Below are 22370 nucleotides of genomic sequence, written 5' to 3' on the forward strand. Positions count from 1 at the left end.
GCACGCACTCTCGCCGCACCGGGCGAAAGCCCAAGTACGTCCAGTACGAGGACTTCCGCCCGGCACGCCGAGAGCACGCACCGGACGCCGCAGGGCCCGCCCTCCGGGCGGACGGAGGGACTTCCGACACACGCCCTAAGGCCGAACTAGGCCTGAACCTGTCCTAGACGGTGCGCGAAGCCGGAGGCGGCGCGGAAATTCGGTTGCCGGGGCCGGAAGCCGGTTGCTGTACTCGGCTCGACAGCACGGAGCCCAGGCGAACGCGAGGAGACGCGAGAATGCGCGGATCGTTCATGTCCACCCAGCAGGTAATTTCCCCCTACCTAAAGGACATGACGCTTCGTGCGTACGCTCAACCTCGGAATTCTGGCCCATGTCGACGCCGGTAAGACCAGCCTGACCGAGCGGCTCCTGCACGCCGCCGGAGTCATCGACGAGATCGGCCGCGTCGACGACGGCAACACCCAGACCGACTCCCTCGCCCTGGAGCGGCAGCGCGGCATCACCATCAAGTCCGCCGTCGTGTCGTTCGCCGTCGACGACACCACCGTCAACCTCATCGACACCCCCGGCCACCCGGACTTCATCGCCGAGGTGGAACGGGTCCTCAGCGTGCTCGACGGCGCCGTCCTCGTCATCTCCGCCGTCGAGGGCGTCCAGGCGCAGACCCGCGTGCTGATGCGCACGCTGCAGCGGCTGCGCATCCCCACCCTCCTGTTCATCAACAAGATCGACCGCCGTGGTGCGGACACCGCGCGCGTGCTGCGCGAGATCGGTGAGCGGCTCAGCCCGGCGATTGTCGCCATGGGGGCGGCCGATGGGCTCGGCACGCAGGATGCCTGGTTCCGGCCGTACGTCGCCGACCCTGCCGGTGACCAGAAGTTCGCGGACACCCTCACCGAGCTCCTCGCCGAGCATGACGACGCACTGCTCGCCGCCTACCTCGACGACGAACGGGCTCTCACCGGGCGGCAGTTGACCGACGCGCTCGCCGGGCAGGTCGCGCGCGGGCAGGTTCATCCGGTGTACTTCGGCTCGGCGGTCACCGGCGCGGGCATCGTCGAACTCACCGACGCCGTACGCCGGTTGCTCCCCGCGGCCGACGGCGCGGCGGACGGCCCCGTCTCCGGCACCGTCTTCAAGGTCGAGCGGGGGCCGGCGGGCGAGAAGGTCGCGTACGCGCGGATGTTCTCCGGCACCCTCGCGGTCCGGGACAGGCTGCCCTTCGGCCGGGACCGGGACGGCAATGCCAAGGAAGGCAAGGTCACCGCCCTCGGCGTCTTCGAGCGCGGTGCGGCGGCCGCCCGCGGCGAGGTCAGGGCCGGGCAGATCGGCAAGCTCTACGGCCTCGCGGGCATCCAGATCGGCGACCGGATCGGCGAACACGCCACCACGAGCGCCGACCACCACTTCGCCCCGCCCACCCTGGAAACCGTCGTCGCGCCCGCCCGGCCGCGCGAGCGGGGCGCCCTGCTCGCCGCGCTCACCCAGCTCGCCGAACAGGATCCGCTGATCAACCTCCGACAGGACGACATCCGTCAGGAAATCCACCTCTCGCTCTACGGAGAGGTCCAGAAGGAGGTGATCCAGGCGACCCTGGCCGACGAATTCGCGATCCCCGTCGAGTTCCGGCGCACCACGACCATTTGCGCCGAACGCCCGGTCGGCACCGGCGAGTCCATGGAAATCGGCGAAAGGGACGGAAATCCCTTCCTCGCCACCATCGGTCTGCGCATCGACCCCGCACCCGTCGACTCCGGCGTCACCTACCGGCTGGCCATCGAGCCCGGCGCACTGCCGATGGCCTTCAGGAAGGCCATCGAGGAGACGGTGCGGGAGACCCTGGCCCAGGGCCTGCACGGCTGGCGCGTCACCGACTGCGCCGTCACCCTCACCCACTCCGGCTACTGGCCGCGCCAGAGCCACTCCCACGCGGTGTTCGACAAGAGCATGTCGAGCACGGCCGGCGACTTCCGCCACCTGACACCCCTGGTCCTCATGAGCGCCCTGCGGCAGGCCGGAACCCGCGTCCACGAACCCATGCACCGTTTCCGCCTCGAGATTCCCGCCGACACGTATCCGTCGGTGCTGCCCGTCCTCACCGGACTGCGCGCCTTCGCGCAGCGCACGGAACTGCGGGGCGCGGTCCATGTCCTGGAGGGCGAGATCCCGGCCGCCCACGTGCACGACCTGGAGCAGCGGCTGCCGCCCCTCACCCGCGGCGAGGGCCTGCTGGAATCCGCCTTCTCGCACTACGCGCCCGTCCGCGGCCGGGCCCCGAGCAGGCCCCGCACCGACCACGACCCGCTGCACCGCAAGGAATATCTGCTGCGGGTCCAGCGGAAAGTGGAGGGCATCCGGAGCTCCGTGTGACAAAGGGTGCAGTGGCGGCGGCCTGCGTCGGCGGTGTCAGCGGCGTGTGAAAGGGTGTCCGAATTCATCCGAGGCAGCAGCACCCCCCAGGGGAGGGACGGTCATGAGCAAGCGTCAGATCAGCAAGATGTTCCAGCTCATGGCGAGCGGCGAGGCCGTCGAGCTCACCAGCCCGATGGCCTCGGTCAAGAAGCTCGCCAAGCTCGCGTTCATCGCGGAGCAGTTCGGCTATCAGTACGCGGACGCCACCCAGTCCGGCGGGCAGAACAACGCCCTGAAGATGCTGATCCTCCCCGACCAGAGCCCGGCGGCACAGCAGCGCGCGGCCCAGAACTGGGCGCAGTTCCCGCAGGCCGGCAGCGACGGCCCGCTGCCGCCCTTCCAGCCGGACGCGATGGAGTTGCTCAAGGCGCGGATCAACTTCGACCTGACCGGCAAGAGCGCCGAGAAGCGCATGATCTGGGGCGCCGTCGGCATCACCGCCGGCTCGGCGTACGGAGCGGTCAGCGCGGGTGACGGGGCGGTGTTCGTCATCGCCGCCTGGGCCGGGCTGATGGTGCTGCTCGGCGCCGGCTTCGTATGGACGCGCAAGCGCAACGCCAAGTTCGCGGCGCTGCTGCAGTCGGCGGGCTTCACCCCGGTCCCGGACGAGACCGGACGGGTACGTCTGGTGCCGCCGGGTGGCCAACTGCCGGGCCACGGAAACCCGTTCGGCGGCCCCGGACCGATTCCGCAGCAGGCGGCGCAGCCTCCGCAGCCCGCGTACCAGCAGCCCTACGGTGAGCCTCAGCAGCAGCCGTACGGGCAGGCGCAGCAGTCGTACGGTCAGCCTCAGTCACAGGGGTACGGTCCGCAGCAGGGGCAGCAGCCCCAGCAGCAGCCGTACGCCCAGCCCCAGCAGGGCCAACCGGGCCCCTACGCTCAGCCCCAACAGCCGTACGCCCAGCCTCAGCCGCCTTACCGGCAGCCCCCGTCCCAGGGGCAGCCGAATCCTTACCAGCCCCCGCAGTTCTGACCCGGCCCGCGCCCGCTCAGTCCGCGGACGCCGCCCAGCCCGCAGCCTCGATGCGGGCGGCGTCCGCGGGCCGGGCCTCGTCGAAGACGACCCCTGATCCGTCCTCGACCCGCAGCCCGTCGACGTACGCCCCGCGCCCCACGTACAACTGGTCCGTCGCATAACGCCAGCGCACCCGCACCCGTCTGCCGCGCCACGCGGCCAGGTCCGCGGTGAGCCGGTGCCACACCCGTCCCGCATAGCCGGTCGCCGATCCGGCCGGGTGCTCGACGGGGTCGTCGCCTGCGTGCACCGTCACGAAGGGCAGCGCCTGCCAGGTCGTGCCGTCGTCGCCCGACGCCTCCAGATACAGCAGGTCGGACGCGGGCTCCGTGTGCCACCACAACTGGCACCGCAGTCGGGTCGGTGCGCTGCCCGCCGCGAGTTCCAGCGCGGGCAGGGTCAGCGTGGCCGAGGTGGCGCCCGCCATGCCGGAGAACCAGGCGCGGCGCCCGCGCGCGGGACGTACCGGCACGGCCCGTGCGAGGTTGTTGGCGGCGGCCACGCGGGGCGCGGAGCCGGAGCGCCAACTGCGCACCGGGTGAACGGAGTTGCCGAGGATCACGAGGAACGAGTCGGTGGTCGGGTCGAGGACCAGCGAGGTGCCGGTGAAGCCGGTGTGGCCCGCGGTGCGCGGGGTGGCCATCGCGCCCATGTACCAGTGCTGGTAGAGCTCGAAGCCGAGGCCGTGCTCGTCGCCGGGGAAGTCCGTGTTGAAGTCGGTGAACATCAGCTCCACCGACTCCGGCTTCAGGATGCGGGCGCGTCCGTACGAGCCGCCGTTGAGCAGCGTCCGGCCGAGAACGGCCAGGTCCCAGGCGCAGGAGAAGACGCCCGCGTGCCCGGCGACCCCGCCGAAACTGAACGCGTTCTCGTCGTGCACCTCGCCCCACACCAGCCCGCGCTCCAGGCCCGACCAGGGCAGCCGGGCGTCCTCGGTGGCGGCGACCTTCGGCTTCCAGGAGGCGGGCGGGTTGTAGCGGGTGCGGCGCATCCCGAGCGGAGCGGTGATGTGGTCACGGAGCAGCGCGTCGAGCGGGTGTCCCGTGACCTTCTCCAGGACCAGCTGGAGGGAGATCAGATTGAGGTCGGAGTAGAGGTACTTGCTGCCCGGCGCGTTGAGCGGCGCCTCGTTCCAGATGAGCCGGAGCTTGCCCTCGCGCGTCGGCTCCTTGTAGAGGGGGAGCCAGGCCCGGAAGCCGGAGGTGTGGGTGAGCAGTTGACGGATCGTGACGTCCTGCTTGCCGGCCCCGCCGAACTCCGGCAGATACGCCGCGACCTTCTCCTCCAGCTCCAGCGCGCCCCGCTCCAGCTGCTGCACGGCGAGGATCGAGGTGAACAGCTTGGACACCGAGGCCAGGTCGTACACCGTGTCCTCGGCCGCCGCGATCTGCTGCTGCGGCGGGAACTCCACGGCCGTGTCGGTCTTCTCGTCGTACGCCGAGTAGCGCACGGCGTGACCGATCGGCTGGTGCAGCGCCACCGTGCCGCCGCGCCCCGCGAGCAGCACCGCGCCCGCGTACCACGGGTGCTTGGGGGAGGGGGCGAGGTATTTCTCCGCGTCGACGACCAACTGCCGCAGCTGGCCCGGCAACAGCCCGGCCCGCTCGGCGGAGCCGCGCCGCAGTGTCGGCCCGCCGCCGCCCGCGCCCTGCGGAGTTTGCGGTGCGGCCGCGGCGGGACCCGCCGGGAAGGGGACGAGGGCCAGGGCGCCGCCCAGGGCCAGGGCGCGGCCGGCGAGTTGGCGGCGGGTGATGGGCTCGGTCATGAAGGAGTCCTCCCCGGACGTCTCTGAAAGAATCTTTCGGGATCACGATCGGCAGATGAAACTTTCTTGCGGCGCCGAGGCCATGTCAACCCTCCCGGCCCGCGTGGCGCCCGCCCGCCCCCGAGTCCCGTACGCCCCAAAGAATCTGACGCTCCATCAGAAAATCTCTTCCATCGCGAGCGCCGCTTTGGCATCCTGCGCGCATGCAGACGGAGCTGAGCAAGAAACTGGGAGTCGAGCACGCCATCTTCGGCTTCACGCCGTTCCCCGCCGTGGCCGCGGCAATCACGCGGGCCGGCGGATTCGGTGTGCTCGGCGCGGTCCGCTACACGGCGCCCGACGACCTCAAACGCGACCTCGACTGGATGCAGGAGCACACGGACGGCAAGCCTTACGGGCTCGACGTCGTGATGCCCGCGAAGAAGGTCGAGGGCGTCTCCGAGGCCGATGTCGAGGCGATGATCCCGGCCGGGCACCGGGAGTTCGTACGCGAGACCCTCGCCAAGCACAACGTCCCCGAACTTCCCGAAGGCGAAGCATCCGGCTGGCGCATCACCGGGTGGATGGAGCAGGTCGCCCGCAACCAGCTGGACGTCGCCTTCGACTACCCGATCAAACTGCTCGCCAACGCGCTCGGCTCACCGCCCGCCGACGTGATCGAACGCGCCCACGCGCAGAACGTGTTGGTCGCCGCGCTCGCGGGCAGTGCCCGGCACGCCCGCAAGCACGCGGAGGCCGGCATCGACATCGTGGTGGCCCAGGGTTACGAGGCGGGCGGCCACACGGGGGAGATCGCCTCCATGGTGCTCACCCCCGAGGCCGTCGAGGCGGTCGCCCCGCTGCCGGTCCTCGCGGCGGGCGGCATCGGCAGCGGTGAACAGGTCGCGGCCGCAATGGCGTTGGGCGCCCAGGGGGTGTGGACCGGCTCCATCTGGCTGACCACCACAGAGGCCGACATGCACTCGCGCGCCCTCACCCAGAAGCTCCTCGCGGCGGGCTCCGGGGACACGGTGCGCTCCCGCGCCCTGACGGGCAAGCCCGCACGTCAGCTGCGTACGGAATGGACCGACGCCTGGGACGACCCGAGCGGCCCCGGCACCCTGCCCATGCCGCTGCAGGGGCTCCTCGTCGCCGAGGCGGTCTCGCGGATCCAGAAGTACGAGGTCGACCCGCTGCTCGGCACTCCGGTGGGCCAGATCGTCGGCAAGATGAACGAAGAGCTCAGCGTGCAGCAGGTGTTCGACAAGCTGACCAGCGGCTTCGAGCGTGCCATCGACCGCATCAACCGCATCGCCGGACGCGCCTGACCGCGCCGGACTTCCTACGAGCACCCCAATCGAGCCCTCATTCGAGCCTGAAGGAGCTGAGCCGACATGTCCCAAGCACCCAACGGTTTCTGGGCGCAGGCGACGGCAGACCCGGACCGTACGATCCTGATCGCCCCCGACGGCGAGGAGTGGACCGCCGGCCGGCTGCACGCCGCCGTCAACCAACTCGTGCACGGGCTGCGCGCCGCGGGCCTGGAGCGCGGTGACGCCTTCGCCGTGGTGCTGCCCAACGGCGTGGAGTTCTTCACCGCCTATCTCGCCGCCTCGCAGGCCGGCTTCTATCTGGTGCCGGTCAACCACCACCTGGTCGGACCCGAGATCGCCTGGATCGTCTCCGACTCCGGCGCCAAGGTGCTCATCGCCCACGAACGGTTCGCCGACGCGGCGACCTCGGCCGCCGACGAGGCGAAGCTGCCCGCGACCCACCGCTATGCCGTCGGCACGGTCGACGGCTTCCGCGCGTACGCCGAACTCCTCGACGGACAGCCCGAGTCGGCGCCCTCGGACCGCACCCAGGGCTGGGTCATGAACTACACCTCGGGCACCACGGGCCGGCCGCGAGGCATCCGCCGCCCGCTGTCCGGGAAGCTGCCCGAGGAGACGTACCTCGGCGGATTCCTCGGCATCTTCGGCGTGAAGCCGTTCGACGACAACGTCCACCTGGTGTGCTCACCGCTCTACCACACGGCCGTACTGCAATTCGCTGGTGCATCGCTGCACATCGGGCACCCCCTGGTCCTGATGGACAAGTGGACCGGCGAGGAGATGCTGCGCCTCATCGACACCCACAAGTGCACCCACACGCACATGGTGCCGACCCAGTTCCACCGCCTGCTCGCGCTCCCCGAGCAGGTGCGCGAGGCGTACGACGTGTCGTCGATGCGGCACGCGATCCACGGGGCCGCGCCCTGCCCGGACCACGTCAAGCGCGCCATGATCGAGTGGTGGGGCCAGTGCGTGGAGGAGTACTACGCGGCCAGTGAGGGCGGCGGCGCCTTCGCCACGGCCGAGGACTGGCTGAAGAAGCCAGGAACGGTCGGAAAGGCCTGGCCCATCAGCGAGTTGGCCGTCTTCGACGACGACGGCAACCGGCTGCCGCCGGGTGAGCTGGGCACCGTCTACATGAAGATGTCGACCGGCGGGTTCGCGTACCACAAGGACGAGGCCAAGACGAAGAAGAACCGCATCGGCGACTTCTTCACCGTCGGTGACCTCGGCATCCTCGACGAGGACGGCTATCTCTTCCTGCGCGACCGCAAGATCGACATGATCATCTCGGGTGGCGCCAACATCTACCCCGCCGAGATCGAGTCGGCCCTGCTCACCCACCCCGCCGTCGCCGACGCGGCCGCGTTCGGCATCCCGAACGACGACTGGGGCGAGGAGGTCAAGGCCGTCATCGAACCGGCCGAGGGGCAGGTGGCGGGCGATGCCCTGGCCGCCGAGATCCTCGCGCACTGCGAGAGCCAACTCGCCGGGTACAAGCGGCCCAAGACGGTCGACTTCATCGAGACGATGCCGCGCGACCCCAACGGCAAGCTGTACAAGCGGCGGTTGCGGGATCCGTACTGGGAAGGGCGCGAGCGGGCCGTCTGAGGCGCGGCTGTACGCAGGTGCCCGAGGGCCGGGGGTGACCCGGACCTCGGGCACCTGCACGTCGTCCTGCGTCCACCGCTGCCAACAGGCAGTACGAGAGGGGCAGTTGGTCATACCTCGGTACTACATCGGTACCGACCAGGGGCTGACGTGCGCAGATGGCGAGCGGCCTAGCGTTCTCGGCATGATCCGAACCCGCAACACCGCCGCGGCCGCCGCACTGGTCGCCCTGTCCCTCTCTCTGCCGCTCGCGGCCGCACCGACCGCGTTCGCCGCGCCCTCGGCGGCCTCCGTGACCTCCGTGACCTCCTGGCCGAGCGCCGCCGCGCGGGCCCTTGGCGCGGACCCGCAGGGCATGCAGCTCGAACTGCCCCGTCCGACCGGCCCTTACGCGACAGGCCGCGACACCCTGCACCTGACCGACACCGGGCGGCAGGACCCTTGGGTTCCGGCCGCCGGGGACCGGGAGTTGATGCTGTCGCTGTACTACCCGGCACGTCGGGGCGGCGGTTCCGGCGCTCCCTACATGACCAGCGAGGAAGCCCGCCTGCTCGCCGAGGCGCAGGGGCGCAACGTACCCGCGGAACTGGTCAGCGCCACCCGGACCCACGCAGTGCCCGGCGCGCGACCGGCACCGGGACGCCACCCCTTGATCGTCCTCTCGCCCGGCTTCTCCGTCGGCCGTGCCACCCTCACCTCCCTCGCCGAGGACCTGGCGAGCCGCGGTTACGTCGTCGCGACGGTCGACCACGCCTACGAATCCGTGGGCACGCTCTTCCCCGGCGGCCGGATGCTGACCTGCGCCGCCTGCAAGCAGAAGTACGAGGACGTGGTGAAGGTGCGGGCGAAGGATCTCTCCTTCGTGCTCGACGAACTGACGGGGCACCGGTCGGCCTGGCGGCATGCCCGGATGATCGACCGCAAGCGGATCGGGATGGCCGGGCACTCCATCGGTGGCGCGGGCACGGCCGCGACGATGGCAGCCGATCGGCGGGTGCGGGCCGGGGTGAACTTGGACGGCACGTTCTTCGCCCCGGTCCCCGACTCCGGACTCGGCGGCCGGCCCTTCCTGATGCTGGGCACCGAGTCCTTCCACAGCCCGGGCTCCGTGGACGACTGGGACGGGGACTGGGCCCGCCTCGACGGCTGGAAGCGCTGGCTGACGGTCACCGGGTCCGGCCACTACACCTTCACCGATCTGCCGGTGCTGGCAGGGCAGTTGGGCATGACGGATCCGAAGGTACCGCTGCCGGGGGACCGTTCGGGGCAGATCACCCGGGACTACGTCGGGGCCTTCTTCGACCAGCACCTGCGCGGCATCCCGCAGCCGCTGCTCGACGGGCCGACGCCGGGCAACCCCGAGGTCGTGTTCCGGAATCCCTGAACGCGGCTCGGTCCTCTGGAGGGGCGGCAGGCCAGGCCTCCGCAGGTCAGGCCCGCGCAGCTGAGGCCCGCGCAGGTCAGGCCCGCGCAGGTCAGGTTCGCTCAGGCCAGGCCAGGTCAGGCCCGCCCAGGCCAGGCCAGGCCAGGTCAGGCCCGTCCCGGCCAGCCCCCGCCGGGTGAGGGCAGGGAGCCGTTGCGTAGGGTGCCCATATGGCAACAAAACCGGGCATCCTCACCACGGCCGGGACCACCGCGGTCCCCCTGCTCGCCCTCGTGGTGCTGGCGCTGACCTGGGGGCGTGACCTGCCGGGCGTCATGGTGGCGGTGGTCGCGCTGTGCCTGGCCGGGGCGGTGCTCGCCGCCGTGCACCACGCCGAGGTGGTGGCACACCGGGTGGGTGAGCCCTTCGGATCCCTGGTGCTCGCCCTCGCCGTCACCCTGATCGAGGTGGCGCTGATCGTCACTCTGATGGCGGACGGCGGCCCGAAATCGTCCTCGCTCGCCCGCGACACGGTCTTCGCCGCGGTGATGATCACCTGCAACGGCATCGTGGGGCTCTCGCTCCTGGTCGGGGCCTGGCGCAACGGCGTCGCGGCCTTCAATACCGAAGGCACCGTCGCCGCCCTGTCCACCGTGGCCACTCTCGCCACGCTCAGCCTGGTCCTGCCCACCTTCACCACCAGCAAGCCGGGGCCCGAGTTCTCCACGGCGCAGCTCGCCTTCGCCGCGGTGGTGTCGTTCGCGCTGTATCTGCTGTTCGTGGCGATGCAGACGATCCGCCACCGCGACTACTTCCTGCCGGTCACCCGCGACGGCGAGGTCCTGGACGAGGACGACCACGCCCACCCGCCCAGCAACCGCGAGACCGGCATCAGCCTCGCCCTGCTCCTCGTCGCGCTGATCGCCGTGGTGGGCAACGCCAAGGGCATCTCGCCCACCATCGAGTCGGGCGTCGACGCGGCGGGGCTGCCGCAGTCCTTCGTCGGCGTGGTGATCGCCCTCCTGGTGCTGCTTCCGGAGACCCTCGCCGCCTACCGCTCGGCCCGCCGCGACCGGGTGCAGATCAGCCTCAACCTGGCGCACGGCTCGGCGATCGCCAGCATCGGCCTGACGATTCCGGCCATCGCCATCGCCTCCATCTGGCTGGAGGGGCCGCTGCTCCTGGGCCTGGGCGCCACGCACATGGTGCTGCTCGCGCTGACGGTCGTGGTCAGCGCCCTTACGGTGCTGCCGGGCCGGGCGACGCTGCTGCAGGGCGGGGTGCATCTGGTGCTGTTCGCGGGGTTCGTGTTCCTCGCCATCAGTCCCTGAACGCGTTCCTCGTCATCAGCCCCTGAGGGTGCCCTGCCGAACCTGCCTGGCGGGTGTGTTCAGTCGGCTTCCGGCTGTTCGAGGCGGCCCAGCCAGGTGGTCAGGAGAGCCTGCAACTGCGCGGCGTCCTCGGGGGTGACGGCGTCGAGCAGGCCGCGCTCGTTGCGCATGTGGTCGGTGAAGGCGCGGTCGATCAGCTTGCGTCCGGCCGGCGTGAGCGCGACCACGCGACCACGGCCGTCGACCGCCGAACGACGCCTGGTGACCAGCCCGCCTCGTTCCAGGCGATCCACGCGCTTGGTCATCGCGCCCGTGGTGACCATGGTGTGCGCCGCCAACTCGCCGGGTGCCCGCTCGTACGGAGCGCCCGCGCGCCGCAGTGCCGCCAGCACGTCGAACTCGCCCTCGCTGAGCCCGTACGTGTCGTAGACCAGGCAGAGTCGCTGCGTCAACAGCGCGGCCAGGCGGTGCAATCGGCCGATGACGGCCTGCGGGGACACGTCCACGTCCGGGCGCTCGCGGGCCCACTCCGCCTGGATGCGGGCGACATGGTCCAAGGGCTGTGCGCTTTCTTCCGTCACGACAACCCAATATACCTTCCATGGAAGATATAGTACCTTCCATGGAAGGTATCTGGCGGTGGCTACTGATCACGGCGATCGCGCCGGTGGCCTGGGGGACGACCTACTACGTCACCGGCGAGTTCCTGCCTCCCGACCGGCCCCTGTACGGGGCAGCATTCCGGGCGCTGCCCGCCGGACTGCTGCTGCTCGCCCTGAGCCGTACGCTGCCGAGCGGGTCCTGGTGGTGGAAGTCCCTGGTGCTCGGCGTGCTCAACATGGGCGGCTTCTTCGCGCTCGTCTATCTGGCCGCGCAACGGCTGCCGACCAGCGTGGCCTCGACCGTGATGGCCACGGCGCCGCTGGCCATGATGCTCCTTGCGTGGCCGCTGGTCGGTGAGCGGCCACGGGTACGGCAGTTGGCCGCGGCGGTCGCCGGGGTCGCAGGGGTGTGCCTGATGCTCCTGACCGCGAGCGCCTCGATGGACCGCGTCGGCCTCCTCGCCTCCGCCTGCGCGATGGCCATGTCCTCGTGCGGCTACCTCCTCGCGAAGCGCTGGAGCGAGGGGATCGACACCCTGGCGTCCACATCCTGGCAACTCACGGTCGGTGGACTGGTCCTACTCGTGGCCGCGGTGGCGATCGAGGGCGGTCCACCGGCGCTGGATGGTCCCGCCCTGGCCGGATTCGGCTACGTCACCGTCGTGGGGACGGCGTTGGCCTTCGTCGCCTGGTTCGCCGGCCTGCGCCGCCTGCCTGCGGCCACCGTGGGCCTGGTCGGTCTGCTCAATCCGGTCACAGGGGTCCTCCTGGGCACGGCGATCGCCCACGAGACGATGAACGGGCGGCAACTGTTCGGTCTGGCGCTCACCTTGGCGAGCGTGGCGCTTGCCCGACCTCCGAAGGGTCCGCCGCACCGCCGCGCCGCCGCAGCGGACCGACCTCGCCCCACTGAGGCGATGACGCCCGCGCCGTGCCCGGACCACCGGAAGCAAGTCCAGTGCCGGCGACCGGCCGGCGGTCCGTGACCACGGCGACGTATCTGCTCATCCCGCCACGCGGCATCCCGTCACGGGGCATCCCGTCACGGGGCATCCCGTCACGGGGCATCCCGTCATGGGGCAACCCGCCAGGGGTCATCCCGTCATGGTTCAGGCGCAGTTGGACGAACCGAGGCGAAGCGCTTGGTGCGGTTGCGCGGAGTTGCGGGACGGAGTTGCGGCCCCGTCCGTGATGTGGGACGCCCAGTCCAGGATCTGTACCGCTGCCCCGGCCGCCTCCAGCCCCCGGCAGCGTGCGTGGTGCCGGCGGGCGATGCCCGCCAGGTCGAGGTGGGCGCCGAAAGCGGGATGGGCGGCCAGCCGCCGCGCGTAGGACCACACATGGGGGTGGTCCGCGATGCGCTGGACCGCGGAGGCGTCCAGGTGCAGCCGGTGCACGGTGTCGAGCTGGACCAGGGTCACCCACAACTGCACGTCGGCGGCGGTCATTTCGTCACCGACGACGAAGTCCTGGCGGGCGAGACGCCATTCCAGTGAGCCCAGGGCCCGCAGCAGCGAAACCAGGGCCGTGTAGCGCGCCGTGGCGTCGATGTCGGCCTGACCGGCCCGCTGTGCGGCTTCGCCGATGAGGGACGTGCAGAGGTGGTCGACGGCGTCGAACTCGGCTTCCGCGCCCCGCGGATGGAGGACCGGCCGATCGGAGCAGACGCCGCCGAAGCGTCCTGCCAGGTCGCTGAGGATGTCCGGGGTGTGCGTACTGACGATCCGCCCCGTCCAGGAGTCGCTCAGCACCGGCGCGACGGCCGGTCCGGGATACCGGTGTGAACTGGCCTCGTACAAGGGGTGCAGTGCGGAGTGCCCGCCGTCGGACAGATCGGGAACGGCCGGCAACAGCACCACCGGCAGGGTCTCGTCCAGTGCGAGCAGGCTGTGGGTGATGGCGATCCGCAGACAGTGGGGGCAGGACAGGGACAGGTGGAGGCGGTAACGGCGCGGCGTGGCGTGGTAGCCGCTGTTGGGGTCACAGCTGATCCTGCCCCGGAACGACGGCGGGGAGGGGACGGGCGGCGTGGTGGTCGGGGCTGCGGCGGGCATGTGTCTCCCTGGGGCCGGGACCGGTCTTCTGGTCGCAGACGTGATGCGGACGTGCGGCGGTCGCGCATCCGGGGTGCGGGGCGCGCTGCGGCGAGGCGTTGCGGGGCGGGGAGTTGCGGGGTGAGGCGCTGCGGGGCGGGACGTTGTGAGGTGAGGCGACCGCGGACGCCTGCGGGCACCGTCCGGTTCAGCGCGGAGGCCGCGCCGCTCAGCGAGGAGGGCGCGCCGCGCTGCAGACGCGCAGCAGATCGATGTGGCGGCGGGACGTGAGCAGGAGCGGCGGCCGGCCCGCGCGCACGGCGCGGTCGGCGGGCGACTCCGAAGGCTCCATCTTTTCCTGCCACTTCACTGGGGAACTCTGCTTTGGAGTGTCCGGCGACCTTCAGGTCCCGTCAAGAGTGCCTGCCATCGTCTCGCTCGACGTACCGCATGGTGAGACGCCTGGGAGTTGGTTTGCGGGCATCCGGCCACCCTTCCCTATATTTCCCGTCGATTTACTAGGAAAATGTTGACGGCCTTCCCGGCGGGTGCGCAGGATGAAGCATCCTGCCGACCTTGAGGAGACCCCTGCCATGGGCCTTGCCCCTGCGCTGTCCGAGCCCGTCCCCGAGTGCGGGCGAACCGGGCCGGGCCGTGCGCACTGGCTGCGCGTGGCCCGCGAGTTGGCCGATGACCTGGCCACGGATGCGGTGGCCAGGGAGCAGGCGGGCAAGACCCCGTTCGGCGAGGTGTCCCGGATGCGCGAGGCGGGCCTCCTCACGCTCCTCGTGCCGGCGGAACTCGGGGGCGGCGGCGTGGACTGGCGCACGGCCTACGCGGTGGTCCGGGAGATTGCCGGGGCCGACGCGGGCATCGGTCAACTCCTCGGCTCCCACTACTTCCTGTCCTGGAGCGCCCGGTTCCTCGCCGAGCCCGTGCGCGCCGCCGAGCTGGAGCGCAAGTCCGCCGGGCAGCAGTGGTGTTGGGGTGGCGGTCTCGCCCGCCGGGAAGCGCCCCTCGCGCTGACCAGGGCGGCGGCCGGGTTCGTGCTCGACGGCCGGCAGAGCTACGCCGGCGGGGTCCTGGTAGCCGACCGGCTTGCCGTGCGGGCCGTGCGCGGGGACACCGGTGAATCCTTCGCCGTCGTCGTCGACCGGGCCCGTCCCGGCGTGACGATCGACGGTGACGCCGGCACCTTCGGCCAGCGCCTCGCGGCCGGCGGGACCGTGGAATTCGACGGTGTCCCGGTCGCCGCCGACGAGGTGCTCGGCGCCCTGCCCGTGGACGAGGACGTCCTGTCGCCCCGTGCCGCCCTGGCTTCGCCGGTCGGCAGGCTCCTCGCGGTGCAGCTCTGGCTCGGCCTGGCCGAGGGAGTGCTGTCCGAGGCCCGCGAGTACAGCAGGGCCGGCCAGGCGGTCCGGTACTCGGACTGGCCGGCCGGCTCGCCCCACGATCCGCAGACGCTGGCCACGTACGGCGAACTGACCGTCCTCACCCGGGCCGCGTCCGCGCTCGCCGACCAGGCGGTGGACGCCGTGCACCGCGGGCTTGCGGGGGGTGACGACCTCACCCACGACGAGTACGCGGACACCTCGGTCCTCGTCGCGATGGCCGAGGCCGCCGCCTCCAGGGCCGCCCAGGAGTCGACCGCCCGCGCCCTCGACGTCATCGGACCCCGCGCCACCTCCGCACGCCTCGGCTTCGACCGCTTCTGGCGCAACGCCCGGGCCCACACCCTCTGCGAGCCCGTCACCCACCGGCTCCGCGATGTCGGGGACTACTTCCTGCACGGTGCGCACCCGGCGTTCGTACTGCCCGCCTGACGGCCGGATCCCGTCCCCCTCGCCCTTGCGGCCCCCGAGCGCGACTCGGCGAGGCCTCCCCCTCCACCCCGACCGAAGCCGAACGGGATAATGCACACATGCGGATCTCAGCCAGGGCGGACTATGCGGTGCGTGCCGCGCTGCAACTCGTCGCGTCGCAGGACGACGGGCCACTGAAGGCCAAGGTCATCTCCGACGCCCAGGACATCCCGTACAAGTTCCTCGAAAGCATCCTCAACGACATGCGCCGGAGCGGACTCGTGCTCAGCCGGCGCGGCGGCAACGGCGGCTACCGGCTGGCCCGACCGCCCGAGTCCATCAGCATCGCCGACGTCATCCGCTCCGTGGACGGACCGCTCGTCTCGGTACGCGGGGTCCGCCCGCCGGATCTGTCCTACACGGGCCCGGCCGAGTCGCTGCTCCCGCTGTGGATCGCCCTGCGGTCCAACGTGCGCGAGATCCTCGAAGGCGTCTCGCTCGCGGACGTCGCCTCGGGACAACTGCCGCCCGCAGTCTCCGCGTTGACCGACTCCCCGGCGGCCTGGGTGAACCCCTGAGAGGTCGGCCCGCGCCGCTGTCTCCGCGCCGGCAGCCGTGGCGTTCGGCCTATCCGGCCTGCTTGCGGTACTGCCCGGGCGCGATCCCGTACTCCCGCTTGAACGCCTTGGCGAATGCGAACTCCGAGGTGTAGCCCGCCTGTTCGGCCACCGTACGCAGCGGAGCGTCGGCCTCGCGCAGCAGGCGGCCCGCCGTCGTCATGCGCCACCAGGTCAGGTACGCCAGCGGGGGCTGCCCGACCAGGGCGGTGAAGCGGCGGGCGAACGCGGCCCGGGACAGGCCCGCCGCGCTGCCCAGTTCCTCGACCGTCCAAGGGTGGGCGGGCTCGCCGTGGATGGCCCGCAGGGCGGCGGTGACGGCGGGGTCGCGCAGCGCGCCGGCCCAACCGTGCGCCGCGTCCGGCCGCTCCTGCAGCCACCAGGTGCGCAGCAGGTATACGAGGAGCGTGTCCAGGAGCGCGGGCACGATCGCATGCGAGCCGGGCGCTGGATCGGCCATCTCGGCGCCGAGCAGATCGACGGCGCCCCGCAACCGGTGGTGCGCGCCCACATGGGCCGGGACATGCACCACCGGCGGCAGCTCCGTGAGCAGCGGATGGGCCCGCGTCCGGCTCAACTGGTAGGCCCCGCACAGCAGCAGCGTCTGCGCGCCGGGGGCCGGGTCGGGTCCCGGCGGCATTCCCGCCCAGGTCCCGTCGGATTTCCACTCGGCGTCCTGCAACGGGGTGTCGGGATGATCGGCGAGCCCGTGCCCCGGCCCATGGGCGAGGAACGCCACATCACCGGGCCCGAGCCGCACCGGCTCCGCCACCCCGGGACGCATCAGCCACGCCGAGCCCTGGAGCACCACATGGAATCCGGCGCCGTCCGACGCGGGGAACCACACGCCCCAGGGCGCGACGTTGACGGTGCGCGAGGAGTGCGGCCGACCTGTGCGCATGGCGGCGACCGCGTCGCTGAGTACGTCCATGGTCGAACCGTATCGCGACCACGAACGACCCATGCCCGCATCGGACAAGACGATCGGACATGATCCCAAGGCTTTGGGACATGGCTCGTCTCGTACGCACCCGCATACGGTCATCGGCATGACAACGACATCCCGTACCCACGCAGTTGTGTTCCACGAGCTCGGCGGCCCCGAGGTCCTGAAGGTCGAAGAGGTGCCGCTGGGCGAGCCCGGCCCCACCGAGGTCCTTGTCCGGGTCGAGGCGATCGGCCTCAACCGGGCCGAGGCGCTGTTCCGTTCGGGCGGCTACTACTACCGGCCGACGCTGCCCGGCTCCCGGATCGGCTATGAGGCGGCCGGGATCGTCGAGGCGGCCGGCGCGCAGGTCACCGAGTTCGCGCCGGGCGATGCGGTGATGGCCGCGGCCAACTTCGAGTTCGGCGTCCACGGGGTGCACGCCGAACGTGTCCTGCTCTCCGAGGAGATGCTGGTGCCCAGGCCGCGCGGCGCGGACGCGGTGGTGTCGGCCGCGTCCTGGCTGACGTACTCCACGGCCTACGGCGCCCTGGTCGAGACCGCGCACCTCGCCGCCGGCGAGCAGGTGCTGATCACCGGTGCGTCCAGCGGTGTGGGAACGGCCGCGATCCAGACGGCCCGGCGCCTGGGCGCCGTCCCGATCGCCACCACCCGGGGCGTGGACAAGCGGCAGCAGCTCCTCGACCTGGGCGCCGAGCACGTGATCACGACGGACAGCGAGGACCTGGTCAAGGAGGTCAAGCGGCTCACCGGCGGCAAGGGCGCCGACCTCGCCTTCGACGCGATCGGCGGCCCCGGCTTCGCGGAGGTCGGCAATGCGCTGCGGCCCGGCGGCCGGACGGTGGTGTACGGCTGGCTCGACCCGCGCCCCATCGAGCTCGCCCTGAACTGGCCGCAGACCGTCCACATGTACGCCAACGGTGAACTCGTGGACAGTCCGGCCTTCCGCCGCCGCATGCTCGCCTTCCTCGAATCCGGCCTGCGCGACGGCACTCTGGCGCCGGTGATCGCCGAGGCCTTCGACGGCCTGGAGCGCATCTGCGACGCGCATCGCCTGATGGAGTCCAACACCCACATCGGCAAGATCGTGGTCAGCGTCTGAAACGGCCGCGGGCGGCCGGCCCTCCCGAGGAGAGCCGGCCGCCCGCGACGCAGGTGTCGACGGGCTCAGCGTTCGCGCACCCGCACCACCTTCAGCTTCGGCGAACGGTAGATGTCCTTCTCGCAGAACCTCGCCTTGACCATCCTTTCCTGCGAGAACAGCTCCGTCTGGTCGCCGTAGTAGGGCGACTTGGGGTTGGAGGACTGGGAGTACGTCAGGAGCGTACGGGCGACCGGGCAGCGGCTGCCGTCCCAGCCGACCGCCTGGATGTAGCTGGAGCCGTGCGCCACCGCGGTGTAGCCGGCCTTCGGGTCCCAGGTCGCCTCGATCTTGTTCCAGACGCCGAGGGCCTCGGTGCCGCCGCCGACGGGGATCTGCAGGCCCGCGCGGTCGACGTACTGGTACTTCGACAGCTCCGCGCCCGGGGCGATGCCCGCCACGGCCAGCTCGGTCACCGTGTCCGCGAGGGCGCGGGCGAAGCCGGGGTGCGCGGTGTTGAGGGTGTTGGGGGTGCGCACCGGGTCGGCGGCCGAGAACGGCACCTTCCACACCTCGGCCGACGGCACGGAAGCCGTCAGCTTGCGCCAGAACCGGTCGAAGAGCAGGGCGCCGCTGCTGTCCAGGTTCATGGTGCGGTCCCAGTTCTTGATGGCCTCGCAGGCCTTGGAGACGTCAACCACCTTGCCGTCGCTGCCCGTTGCCGTCCCGCCCGGCAGTGCGGCGCAGGCGCCCGCCGTGTCCGCCGCGGTGAGGTCGCCGATCGGGACGCGGTTGGCGAACTGCTGGCGCTGCAGGTCCTTGACGGTGAGCCGGCCCTTGGCGGCCATCGCCGCCACGTCCTCCACGGCGCCCCGGGTGCGCGGCGAGCGGGTGGTGCCGATGGTGCCGAAGACCCGCTCGTAGCCGGTCAGCGGCTGCTCGGCGTTGGCGAGCCAGGCGCTGTCGTTGGAGTTCTCCGCGTACGCGGCGTCCTTCAGCGTCGGCATCCGGGCCGGCCCGAAGATCCCGGGCTGCAGCGCGTCCTTGTCCGCACCCAGCGTGCAGTCCCCGCGGGCGCCGTCCAGGATCGCCAGGCCCGCACTGGGATACGTGACCTTGCCGAGCGGTGTCGAACAGCGCTGAGCCAGCTCATCGGTGATGCGCGGCAGGACCTGCGACTGCGTGAACAGCGAATGCCCCTTGGAGTCCGCCGCGATGGTGTTCACCCACGGCAGGCCCTGCGTGCGGCGCAGTGAGGCAAGGATCTCCTTGGTGGAGCGGGCCTGGCCGAGCGCGAGGGCGGCGTCGCTGGCGCGCATGTTGACCGCGTTGGGGTCGTTCACCGCGTACGCCGTCGTGGCCGTCCAGGGCAGCGGCAGCTGGGCGCCCATCGAGTTCACGACGGGCCCGTAGCGCGTCCACCACTGGGTGCGGGTGACCGGAGCGCCGTCCTTGGTCTGCACGGTCACGGTCCGCTTGGTCATCTTCTCGGGCTTGCCGTCGACGAGGTACGTCGTCGGATCCGCCGGATCCAGGGCGAGTTGGTGCAGGTTCATCGGGACGCCGGTGGCGACGGTGTGGCTCCACGCGGCCCCGGAGTTGTGCCCGATGGAGACGGACACCGCGCCGAGCAGCGAGCCGCCCGAGGCGTTGTACTCACCGGGAATCGTCTGCTGCGACTGCCAGAACCGCCGCCCGCCCTGCCACGGGTAGTGGGGGTTGCCGAGCAGGAGGCCCCGGCCGTTGGCGGTCGTCTTGCCCTGGAAGGCGACGGCGTTGGAGCCCATGTCCCCCTTGTCTGCGGACTGGGTGCTGAACAGTTCCCGGGCGGCCTCGGCCAAGGCCTTCTTGCCGGGCGTACGTTGCTGCCGGGTGCCCGCGCCGGGCGGCTGGGCGGCGGTGATCGCGTCGGCCGCGCGGCCCTGCCCGCCGAGCACGGCGAGCGCGAAGCCGCGCCGGGCCACGTCGAGGGAGGTCACCGGGCGCACCCAGTCGGCGCCCTTGCACGCCGGGTCGGTGACGCGGTTCTGCTTCAGCCAGGCGTTGTAGCCGGCGGCGAACCCCCGCATCAGATCCCGCACTTCACGGCTCGGACCGACCGGCGCCGGAACCTTCAGGAGCGCCTCGACGGTGCCCGCGTCGCGCACCCCGCGGAAGAACAGGTCGCTGGAGAGGTTCGTGGTCGCCGAGGAGAGCGAGCCGTCGGGGGCGGCGTCCTTGCCGAAGTACTTGGAGCGCTCCCCGCGCATCGTGACGAACCCGTCGGCGAGCGTGCACACCTGGTCGTTCGCCTGCGCCCAGCCGGTGCCGAACCCGAGGTTCGCGTAGTCCTTGGCCAGGATGTGCGGGATGCCGTGCTCGGTGTAGCGGATGGTGGCGGAGAGCTTGCCGCCGGACGGATGGTGCGCACGGCCGGCGTCGGCCGCCGGTGCGGGCGACGCGGTGGCGGCGGTGGCGAGCAGGGCGGTGCCGATCAGGGCGAGCTGTCTCAGACGGATACGGCGACGACGGCGGACACGCATGGAGCCTCCCAACAGCTGTGCGGGCAAGGGCGGTTGAGCGTACCAAGCGGTATGTCAGCTGTCCGGGGACGGGGCGAGGTGGATTTCCGTGCCTGTCCATGGGCGCGGCGGGCGGCAGACCGCTCCTGCGGCAGGCGGCCGCTCGCCTGCCCTGTCCTGCCGGTAGTTCACCCCTTCCGGGCGGCCAGTTGCGCCAGAAGGCGTTGCTTGCCCGACCGGTCCAGCCAGGTGCCGAAGTCCATGACGCCGGGGAATGCCCTCCGGACGGGCGCGAGATCGATGTCGTAGAAGGTCCCGTTTGCCCAGGCCATCACCTTCGCCACCTCCGGGGCGTGCTCCCACAGCACTTCGAGCGGTATCCGCGTGTGTGGGACGGGGCGGCCGGCGGCCCTCCCCAGGGCGTCGGCGATCTGTGGAGCCGTCAGCCGGTCGCCGGCGATCTCCATGGTCCGGCCCGCGTAGGTGCCGGGGTCGGCGAAGGCCAACGCGGCGAAGGCGCCGACGTCGTCGATGGCGATGAGCTTCATCGCCATGTCGTCGTGCCAGGGCACGTTGAGCGCACCGTCCTGGAAGAACCGTGCCGGGCTGGTGAAGTCCTCCATGAACCCGGCGGGACGCAGGATCGTCACGGGAATGTCCAGCGTGTTCAGGTGCTGCTCGATCTGCCATTTGTCGATGGGGCCCCAGCCGTGCTCCACGTAGAAGCGGTTCTGCTCCTCCATGCCGCCGACCGAGGAGTACACCAGGTGCCGCAATTCGGCCGACTGGGCGGCGTCCGCGATGTTCTTCGCCTGGGAGATCTCGTCGGGGTTGTCGGACTGGACGCTGTAGGCGCCGTATGCGCCGCGCATCGCCGCGTCGACGGAGGTTCGGTCGTTCAGGTCACCGCGGACGAGCTCGACGCCGGCAGCCGCCAACTCGACGGCCGCCGGGGTGGCTTCGTCCCGGACCAGCGCACGAACCCGCCAGCCGTCGGCGAGCAGATGACGGGCGGTGGCGCCGCCCTGGTTACCGGTCGCGCCGGTCACGAGGATGATCTTGCCGTTGGTGTCCATGTCGCTCTCCCTGTTCGGACCGCTCAAGTCGGCCTGGATTCCGGGCAGTTCGCTGATGACCCGAGAACAATAACTGCACTCGGTGCAGAAATGCAATGAGTGCGGAGTCGCACTGATTGCGATAGGATGCCCGCATGGCCATACAGGACGAGGCAGGCTCCCTGCGCGAGCGCAAAAGGCGACGCACCCGCTCGGCGCTCATCGACGCCGCGGCGGAGCTCTTCGCGCGCAAGGGATACGACGAGACGACGGTCGCGGAGATCGCCGCGGCGGCCGAGATCGGCACCCGCACCTTCTTCAGCTACTTCGCCAGCAAAGAGGAGATCCTCTTCCCCGACAGTGCCGACCGGGTGCGCGCCACCCTCGAAGCGATCGAGGCCAGGGGCCCCGGGGAAGGCCCGGTCGAGGTGCTGCTGCGCGCCGTGCGGGAGATCTCGGAGGCCGACGCCGACATGGTGAGCCCGATGGCGGCCGTGCGGACCCGGCTGATGCGGACCGTTCCCGCCGTCCAGGGCCGCGCCCTGCTGATCCAGCAGGCCGCGCAGCGCGACATCGCCCGGCAGTTGCGGGACGCGTTCCCCGGCGAACTCGACGCCGTACGGGCCGGAGCCCTCGTCGGTGCCATGACCGGCGCGGTCGGCGGCGCGCTGCAGGCCCTGCTCGAAGACCCGGAAACGGCCGGGGAGTTGGCCGCCGACCCGCAACGCCTGCGCGGCCGATTGCGCAGTGCGACCCGGGCGGCACTCGAGCCCTGGAGCGGGCGGCCCGGCTAGGGCGTGCGTCGCGACTCCCGGCACACGCCCCAAGGCCCCGGGGCCCCTCCCGATCGGGCGCCCGAACTCGAAGCGTCCCGCCTGGCCGGACCCTCGTATGTCTTGACCCAGCGCCTGGCCGGACCA

The 22370-nt window shown here is 71.3% G+C and carries 18 protein-coding genes; 11 read left to right on the forward strand and 7 right to left on the reverse strand.

Features of this window, described 5'->3' with window-relative positions; translation table 11 throughout:
* Positions 1-342: 342 nt before the first annotated feature.
* Positions 343-2373: a translation factor GTPase family protein gene (locus OG430_RS45465; protein ID WP_327358566.1), complete on the forward strand. Its 2031-nt coding sequence runs from the start codon at positions 343-345 to the stop codon at positions 2371-2373.
* A gap of 103 nt (positions 2374-2476) precedes the next feature.
* The gene (locus OG430_RS45470) at positions 2477-3388 is read left to right on the forward strand and encodes a hypothetical protein (protein WP_327358567.1); all 912 of its coding nucleotides are present in this window, start codon (positions 2477-2479) and stop codon (positions 3386-3388) included.
* Between the two features lie 16 nt (positions 3389-3404).
* On the opposite strand, the gene OG430_RS45475 is transcribed toward OG430_RS45470, so the two are convergent.
* The gene (locus tag OG430_RS45475) at positions 3405-5195 is read right to left on the reverse strand and encodes a serine hydrolase (RefSeq protein WP_327358568.1); all 1791 of its coding nucleotides are present in this window, start codon (positions 5193-5195) and stop codon (positions 3405-3407) included.
* A gap of 203 nt (positions 5196-5398) precedes the next feature.
* On the opposite strand from OG430_RS45475, the gene OG430_RS45480 reads away from it, so the two are divergent.
* From OG430_RS45480 to OG430_RS45495, 4 genes are all read left to right on the forward strand, one after another.
* Positions 5399-6502 carry a nitronate monooxygenase gene (locus tag OG430_RS45480; RefSeq protein ID WP_327358569.1) on the forward strand — a complete coding sequence of 368 codons (1104 nt, stop codon included), beginning with the start codon at positions 5399-5401 and terminating at the stop codon, positions 6500-6502.
* Between the two features lie 66 nt (positions 6503-6568).
* Positions 6569-8119, forward strand: a complete 1551-nt coding sequence (locus tag OG430_RS45485) for an acyl-CoA synthetase (protein ID WP_327358570.1) — start codon at positions 6569-6571, stop codon at positions 8117-8119.
* A gap of 184 nt (positions 8120-8303) precedes the next feature.
* Entirely contained in the window at positions 8304-9503 is a 1200-nt protein-coding gene (locus OG430_RS45490) for an alpha/beta hydrolase family protein (RefSeq protein WP_327358571.1), read from the forward strand.
* Between the two features lie 209 nt (positions 9504-9712).
* Positions 9713-10813 carry a calcium:proton antiporter gene (locus OG430_RS45495; protein WP_327358572.1) on the forward strand — a complete coding sequence of 367 codons (1101 nt, stop codon included), beginning with the start codon at positions 9713-9715 and terminating at the stop codon, positions 10811-10813.
* A 59-nt stretch (positions 10814-10872) separates the two neighbouring features.
* On the opposite strand, the gene OG430_RS45500 is transcribed toward OG430_RS45495, so the two are convergent.
* Positions 10873-11394, reverse strand: coding sequence for a MarR family winged helix-turn-helix transcriptional regulator (locus OG430_RS45500; RefSeq protein WP_327358573.1), 522 nt, complete (start codon positions 11392-11394; stop codon positions 10873-10875).
* 41 nt (positions 11395-11435) lie between these two features.
* On the opposite strand from OG430_RS45500, the gene OG430_RS45505 reads away from it, so the two are divergent.
* The gene (locus OG430_RS45505) at positions 11436-12401 is read left to right on the forward strand and encodes an EamA family transporter (protein WP_327358574.1); all 966 of its coding nucleotides are present in this window, start codon (positions 11436-11438) and stop codon (positions 12399-12401) included.
* A gap of 123 nt (positions 12402-12524) precedes the next feature.
* Here the strand turns inward: OG430_RS45505 and OG430_RS45510 are convergent, their stop codons facing one another.
* Together OG430_RS45510 and OG430_RS45515 are read right to left on the reverse strand one after the other, a co-directional pair.
* On the reverse strand, positions 12525-13469 hold the full coding sequence (locus OG430_RS45510; protein ID WP_327358575.1) for a glutathione S-transferase C-terminal domain-containing protein: 945 nt from the start codon (positions 13467-13469) through the stop codon (positions 12525-12527).
* A 208-nt stretch (positions 13470-13677) separates the two neighbouring features.
* Positions 13678-13818 (reverse strand): hypothetical protein, encoded by a 141-nt coding sequence (locus OG430_RS45515; RefSeq protein ID WP_327358576.1) that lies wholly within the window; start codon positions 13816-13818, stop codon positions 13678-13680.
* Between the two features lie 223 nt (positions 13819-14041).
* Here OG430_RS45515 and OG430_RS45520 point away from each other — a divergent pair, with 223 nt between their 5' ends.
* Both OG430_RS45520 and OG430_RS45525 read left to right on the forward strand, forming a co-directional pair.
* Positions 14042-15271 (forward strand): acyl-CoA dehydrogenase family protein, encoded by a 1230-nt coding sequence (locus OG430_RS45520; protein WP_327358577.1) that lies wholly within the window; start codon positions 14042-14044, stop codon positions 15269-15271.
* A 98-nt stretch (positions 15272-15369) separates the two neighbouring features.
* Positions 15370-15828, forward strand: a complete 459-nt coding sequence (locus OG430_RS45525) for an RrF2 family transcriptional regulator (protein ID WP_327358578.1) — start codon at positions 15370-15372, stop codon at positions 15826-15828.
* Between the two features lie 49 nt (positions 15829-15877).
* Here OG430_RS45525 and OG430_RS45530 read toward each other — a convergent pair whose 3' ends face one another.
* The gene (locus OG430_RS45530; RefSeq protein ID WP_327358579.1) at positions 15878-16798 is read right to left on the reverse strand and encodes an AraC family transcriptional regulator; all 921 of its coding nucleotides are present in this window, start codon (positions 16796-16798) and stop codon (positions 15878-15880) included.
* Positions 16799-16916: 118 nt separating this feature from the next.
* Between OG430_RS45530 and OG430_RS45535 the strand changes: the two genes are divergently transcribed.
* Entirely contained in the window at positions 16917-17915 is a 999-nt protein-coding gene (locus tag OG430_RS45535; protein WP_327358580.1) for a zinc-dependent alcohol dehydrogenase family protein, read from the forward strand.
* A 65-nt stretch (positions 17916-17980) separates the two neighbouring features.
* On the opposite strand, the gene OG430_RS45540 is transcribed toward OG430_RS45535, so the two are convergent.
* Together OG430_RS45540 and OG430_RS45545 are read right to left on the reverse strand one after the other, a co-directional pair.
* On the reverse strand, positions 17981-20416 hold the full coding sequence (locus OG430_RS45540; RefSeq protein ID WP_327358581.1) for a penicillin acylase family protein: 2436 nt from the start codon (positions 20414-20416) through the stop codon (positions 17981-17983).
* 167 nt (positions 20417-20583) lie between these two features.
* Positions 20584-21471 carry an NmrA/HSCARG family protein gene (locus OG430_RS45545; protein WP_327358582.1) on the reverse strand — a complete coding sequence of 296 codons (888 nt, stop codon included), beginning with the start codon at positions 21469-21471 and terminating at the stop codon, positions 20584-20586.
* A 134-nt stretch (positions 21472-21605) separates the two neighbouring features.
* Here OG430_RS45545 and OG430_RS45550 point away from each other — a divergent pair, with 134 nt between their 5' ends.
* Entirely contained in the window at positions 21606-22244 is a 639-nt protein-coding gene (locus OG430_RS45550) for a TetR/AcrR family transcriptional regulator (RefSeq protein ID WP_327358583.1), read from the forward strand.
* The last annotated feature ends 126 nt before the right edge of the window (positions 22245-22370 follow it).

Origin of the sequence: Streptomyces sp. NBC_01304 (assembly GCF_035975855.1) — a bacterium.
Taxonomy (GTDB): Bacteria; Actinomycetota; Actinomycetes; order Streptomycetales; family Streptomycetaceae; genus Streptomyces.